Source organism: Phytobacter sp. V69, from assembly GCF_965644215.1.
In the GTDB taxonomy this organism is placed as follows: Bacteria; Pseudomonadota; Gammaproteobacteria; order Enterobacterales; family Enterobacteriaceae; genus Phytobacter.
Genome location: NZ_CBFFRL010000258.1, coordinates 1 through 5,423, shown reverse-complemented (window position 1 = coordinate 5,423; position 5,423 = coordinate 1). Strand labels below are relative to the sequence as shown.

The window sequence follows — 5,423 nt, the reverse complement described above, 5'->3', positions numbered from 1 at the left end:
ATCGGTAGTTAACCCTTCCTCCTACACTCTCCACAATCATGTCCGAGCGTTGCACTTATTATCTGAATTCGCGGTTCCCTGATCCCGGTATTGATAACCCTGTCAGGAAAATCTCTTAAAACATCACTGAATCTTTCTGCGGTAATATCTGCAAGTACCAGTGCGACATTATCTTTTTCCCGAATCAAGTCTGACATGACGACTGCAAATCGTTGTCTCATTGCGTTTATTTCAGCAAATCTTTGATCCCAGGTTAAAACTGTCTTCATTTTATTCTCCTAAATTTGTCTGCGAGGTTTACCTGATTTGGTTTCTACAGCTGCGATAATGGCGTGAGGTTTATGAGGATGCTCTCTAGAAAACACCCGGTACAGTTCTTCTTGATCTCTGCCGTTAACGCGGCTGACCTCCCAGCCCTCAATTGAAAACCGGTGTGATATTCCTCCTGGCCAACCAAGAGTTGACGAGTCATTGTCTATGACCACGACATTCAACTCTGATAGCCCGTGTCTGCCTGCAAAAGGAATAGCTTCAAAATTCGAACCTTCATCAAGCTCTGCATCACCCATAAGAACCCAGTGCTTTGGTCCCGTAATTCCTTTGGCGCGTAGCGCAAGAGCGGAGCCAATAGCCAGAGGTAAACCATGCCCTAATGAACCACTGGATATTTCCACACAGTCCAGCTTTGTTCGGTCCGGGTGGTATCCTAATTTACTGTCATATTCACCATAGGTTTCCAAAAGCTCAGGTTTAATAAAATCCTTTAATGCCAGCACTGCATAGAATGCCATGGGACCATGTCCTTTTGACAAAAAGAAACGATCTCGGTATTCATCTCGTACTTTTAAGGGGGAACAATTCAGGACTTTATCATATAATACTTGGATGACATCGAGTGTGGAAATAGACGAAGGTGCGTGTTTTTCATCACCTGTCATCAGTGACAAATAATGATTCAGAAGCTCTCTTGTACTTTGTGCTGTCTCAATATTGTTCATTAACGTCTTCTCGCAGTTTCATAAACATTGGAATTAAGGTAATGATTGCGCAGCTAATCAGTACCACACTCCAGCCGGATATCGAATAGAGATAAGAGGATATAAATCCACCAACTGCGCCACCAGTAACAAAACTTGTCATATAGCAACTTGCTGCTCGTGCTTCATTTCCCTTGCAGGAAAGAAATAGTCCACGTTGATTATTGACGTGTATTAGCTGAATAAATGCATCAATTAGTAGTGCACCAGTGAGGCTAATAATAAAATTATTTCCGTAAATTCCCATCGCCAGTAGACTTATGACAATTAAAAAGTACAGAGGATTGTTTTTGTAATTTATAATTCTCAGTATCCAGGATGAAAATAGGGCTGATGAGGCCCCGGTAACACCTGTCAAAGAAAAAAGCCCTACCTGTGACTGACTGAAATGAAAAGTCGTGGTCAGAAACATAGAAACATTGCTCCAGAATGCGGAGAACAGAAACATAATGGCAAATGCGTTAAAACAATAATGCCTAATTATAGCATCCTGCCTAATTCCATTGATGTTCAGATATAAAATATGGATGTATGAGTTTTTTACTCGATTATTCTTATCATCTGATGTCGGATAAGAGGTGAACAATAATATACAGGATAGAAACATCAGTATTGCAGCTATAGCATATATCGACTTCCATCCCCAAAGTTCACTAAGCATACTCGACAGGAATCGGGAAAAAAGAATACCAGTTAATACACCGGCCATTATTCGACCTATATATTTAGTTCCATTTTTTTGTCTGCTTAGTCCGGCGGTAATTAATGGAATGGCGGATGTTCCTACTCCGACTAGAAATGCTGTAGTAGACAATGCGTAATAACTCTCTGTTAAAAAAACAGCAATAACGATATTGTGGAAACTAAATACAATAGTGTGATTAACTTTCGCTTGCTATAGAAATCCCCTAAAGGAATTATAAAAATCAATGATAGAGCATTACCAACTAGAGAAAATGAATACAGCATGGATGCTTTTTCATAAGAAACCATTAGTTCACTGCTGATCACGGGAGCCAGCGGCTGAACGTAGTACATATTTGCTGCGGTAAAACCGCATATTATAGGTATAAGACAAATCAGAATTGTATTGCTGAACTTTTCCATGCCGCACCTTATTTTATTTCCACAAAGACGCAGAGAATAGGCTCTCGTCAACTTCATATATAAGATTTTCTGTAATATCCGTAAATCTGTTCACCATATATTTGACACCAGTATTTATCATCTCTTCCCGCTGGAAGTTATGTGGCATGGACGCAGGTACACCTATAAACCCAGAACCAAGAACCTTACACACTTCTGCAACACGATTGATGTCATCAATAAACACAACTTCATCAAAATTCAGGTTAAATTTTTCTTTTACAATTTCATACATCCCCGGACGAAAGGCATTGATATCAATATATGGCATCTCTTTATCGAAATAACTTTCAAAAGGTTTTAAAAACTTGTCGAAGCTATATTCTTTATTTCTTCCTCCATAGCAGGTCATACGTGCCCCTGTACTATGTAGCAATGCCAGCGTTGATTCGATATCGGGGAAAACTTCAACCGGATGATCTCTGAGGTAGTTATCTCTGGTTTTGAAAAAATCATTAATAATTTTTTCACCTGAATAAGGAAGTTTACAGGCTAATGCGAGATTATGGCCTGCGGTCACTTGTGGAGATCCCCAGACACTTCGTTCGATCAATGGCGAGTAGTTTACACCAAGAGATTCAACAAAAATTTTAATTGCCGGGCTATATGTGTCATTCAGAACAACACCATCACTGTCGATCGCAAATAATTTTATTTTTTTGAGGTTCATTTTTATTACCCTTTTATGTATTGTGAAAATATCAGAGCAGCATTTTGCCCACCAAACCCTAGGGATGTACTGAGAACATTTTTAATACCAGTCCCTTGGATGACTTCTGTTGCAATATTGATTTTTATTTCATCATCAATATGTCTTAAACCAGCAACAGGAGGAATTTCATCGTGTATAATTTTTAACACAGAAAAAACAGCTTCCATTGCTCCTGTTGCTGCAAGGCTGTGTCCGGTAACGCCTTTTGTTGATGTTACCCAAGGATGATTACCGAATATGCGGAACAAAATACTGCCCTCGAGATCATCATTTAGAGGTGTTGATGTACCGTGTGAATTAATACACTGAATATCAGTCGGAGATAGCGAGGCATCTTCAAGCGCCCCATAAATTGATTGAGATAATCCTGAACCATCCGGTGCCGGCGATGTGATATGATGTGCATCATTTGCTGAACCATATCCAGACAGCGTTGCATAAATTTTGGCTCCGCGCTCCAACGCACTTTTTTCATTTTCTAATACCATGACCGCTGCGCCTTCGGAGATGACAAAACCGTCCCTTTCTTTATCAAATGGTCTTGACGCGTGTAAAAGGTCGCTATTTTTTGAAAGTGCACCAATCTTCGTGAAAGAGGAAACAACAAGTGGTGTGATTGGAGCCTCACTGCCACCGGCAAGAACAATATCGCATTGCCCGCTTTGGATAAGACGTTTGGCTGTTCCTATCGCATCGGCACCCGATGAGCATGCCGTACCAGTCAGATATGTAGGACCGTGGATGCCAAGTTCAATAGCCATATTACCCGTTGCCATACTTCCCATTGTTGACAAGAGATAGAGAGATCCAATTGTTCCAACTCCTTCCAGAACGGCTCTTTTATTCAGTACTTCCAGTGAAGTTATGCCAGCGAGGGAGTTACCCAGCACGATACCTGTTTTCACATCTCTGCGAGACTGGTCTAAACCTGCATCTCCGAGAGCACTCTTGGCCGCGTATATGGCATATTGGATAAAGGGATCGCATCGCCAGATCAATGACTTACTCATATGCTGTTCAGGTACGAAATCCTGAATCCGGCATGACCAAGAGACTTCAAGATTACTCAGTCGGGGATCAGGTTTTGTCATCCCTTTCCCTTCAAGTAAGGTCAAACGACACTCTTCTGGTGTGTTACCGGCTGAGGAGATGATTCCTATGCCTGTAACCACTACTTTGTTTTTCATATTCATACGCCTTTTAACTCTACATGCTGTAGTCCTTTGACCCTTTCCATGATAGTTTGCAATGTATCGCTATTAACCAGAGCCAGTCGGCCTTCATCAATATTAAAAGTCCTTTCAATTTCAATCTGAAATTCTACTATGCATATAGAGTCAAGCCCCATATTCTCAAGAGATCTGTTGTCCTGAACATCACTTTCAGAAACACCAAATACATTTTTGAGTAAATCTTTTAATTTATTCATGTTAACCTCTCAGTTTTAGACTAATGGCTGCCAGCGTTTTTCCAGCTTGAATGACATCGACTTGAAAGGAATAAATGTCATCCTGGAATTCAACTCTTTTTATTACAACGAGTGCTGGGATATGAGTTTCAACGAAGCTAAAAAAATATCCTTTTAAGTTTACAGGAATAAATCTATCACTTTGTTCATTCATATAAAGCGACAGATAGCTATAACATATTTGTTTGGCTGCCTCCGTAAGATTCATACCAGTGATATGATCCTGCTCATGATCATTAATTGATTTATTGTTTGCATTTATATGAATTATTGCCTTAACATACGGTCCATTATCATTTAAATCTGCCAGAACTACATTTGCATGAGATGTGTAACAAACACTGGCAGGAGAAAGCGGTGCTATGACTCCAAACGTGTTGATAGCATCAGGAATCTTGCGTATTAGCTTATAACAATCACTGCTTATGTATCTTACATCTATTATAACTATACATATGACTGTCATGTTTATTTTGAAAATAATCTTGAATTTATTTTTGTTCGTTCGATTAACAGCCGAGTACTTTGAGTAAATGTCAGCTTTCAGCCTTTCTGCATCTCCAGTCTTTGTCGGATAATATTTCATTGACCAACTGTCTAGCAGAAACTTACTGTCCAGTGTTATACCAAATTTAGTATGTGACAAATATGTTTCAACCTGCCTTGCACATTCTAATAAAAAAATTGGGTTTATTCTGTTTGTACAAGCGAGAAAATCACAGTAAAAATGGTGATCTGTAATTAGTCTGAAATCGCACTGAAAATGGTTATCGGAAATTTTCGATATATTATTTATGAATATATCGTTTTCATTTTTCTTATGAGTGTATAATTTGGCATCTTTCATTTTTCACAGTACCCTCTAATTTCTGATCTTAGTAAACGCTTTTGGAAATTAAAGAAAACTGTCAATTCTGACAGGGGGGCATGCATAGGGTCATAAATCACATGCAACTGAGATGTAAGAATCTGACGTACCAAGTGTAAGCGATCAGTGAGTGCCGTATTGACGGCTATTTATTGGTGAGATCCACGTTCCATGGCAGCAGTTCGGCCACTT

At 39.5% G+C, this 5,423-nt stretch carries 7 protein-coding genes; all 7 read right to left on the bottom strand.

The genetic code is table 11. The features are described from left to right. Positions 1-8 precede the first annotated feature (8 nt). The gene (locus tag ACSZPU_RS22950; protein ID WP_499003544.1) at positions 9-269 is read right to left on the bottom strand and encodes a hypothetical protein; all 261 of its coding nucleotides are present in this window, start codon (positions 267-269) and stop codon (positions 9-11) included. A gap of 9 nt (positions 270-278) precedes the next feature. Then, a complete protein-coding gene (locus ACSZPU_RS22945; RefSeq protein ID WP_232045349.1) occupies positions 279-998 on the bottom strand; it encodes a thiamine pyrophosphate-binding protein in 720 nt (239 codons plus the stop codon). Continuing rightward, complete coding sequence (locus tag ACSZPU_RS22940; protein ID WP_499003547.1) at positions 985-1,884, bottom strand: MFS transporter; 900 nt, start codon at positions 1,882-1,884, stop codon at positions 985-987. The genes ACSZPU_RS22945 and ACSZPU_RS22940 overlap by 14 nt, the downstream gene beginning before the upstream one ends. 273 nt (positions 1,885-2,157) lie before the next feature. Further along, on the bottom strand, positions 2,158-2,853 hold the full coding sequence (locus ACSZPU_RS22935) for an HAD family hydrolase (protein ID WP_499003543.1): 696 nt from the start codon (positions 2,851-2,853) through the stop codon (positions 2,158-2,160). 5 nt (positions 2,854-2,858) lie between these two features. Then, positions 2,859-4,082, bottom strand: coding sequence for a beta-ketoacyl-[acyl-carrier-protein] synthase family protein (locus tag ACSZPU_RS22930; protein WP_499003541.1), 1,224 nt, complete (start codon positions 4,080-4,082; stop codon positions 2,859-2,861). Positions 4,083-4,084: 2 nt separating this feature from the next. After that, positions 4,085-4,324: an acyl carrier protein gene (locus ACSZPU_RS22925; protein WP_499003537.1), complete on the bottom strand. Its 240-nt coding sequence runs from the start codon at positions 4,322-4,324 to the stop codon at positions 4,085-4,087. 1 nt (position 4,325) lies between these two features. Beyond that, positions 4,326-5,210, bottom strand: coding sequence for an AfsA-related hotdog domain-containing protein (locus tag ACSZPU_RS22920; protein ID WP_499003535.1), 885 nt, complete (start codon positions 5,208-5,210; stop codon positions 4,326-4,328). Between the last annotated feature and the right edge of the window lie 213 nt (positions 5,211-5,423).

What these genes read in the sequence shown, in the direction of transcription:
- ACSZPU_RS22920 (WP_499003535.1), bottom strand. Translation starts at nt 5,210, where the DNA reads ATGAAAGATGCCAAATTATACACTCATAAGAAAAATGAAAACGATATA.
- ACSZPU_RS22950 (WP_499003544.1), bottom strand. Translation starts at nt 269, where the DNA reads ATGAAGACAGTTTTAACCTGGGATCAAAGATTTGCTGAAATAAACGCA.
- ACSZPU_RS22925 (WP_499003537.1), bottom strand. Translation starts at nt 4,324, where the DNA reads ATGAATAAATTAAAAGATTTACTCAAAAATGTATTTGGTGTTTCTGAA.
- ACSZPU_RS22945 (WP_232045349.1), bottom strand. Translation starts at nt 998, where the DNA reads ATGAACAATATTGAGACAGCACAAAGTACAAGAGAGCTTCTGAATCAT.
- ACSZPU_RS22930 (WP_499003541.1), bottom strand. Translation starts at nt 4,082, where the DNA reads ATGAAAAACAAAGTAGTGGTTACAGGCATAGGAATCATCTCCTCAGCC.
- ACSZPU_RS22935 (WP_499003543.1), bottom strand. Translation starts at nt 2,853, where the DNA reads ATGAACCTCAAAAAAATAAAATTATTTGCGATCGACAGTGATGGTGTT.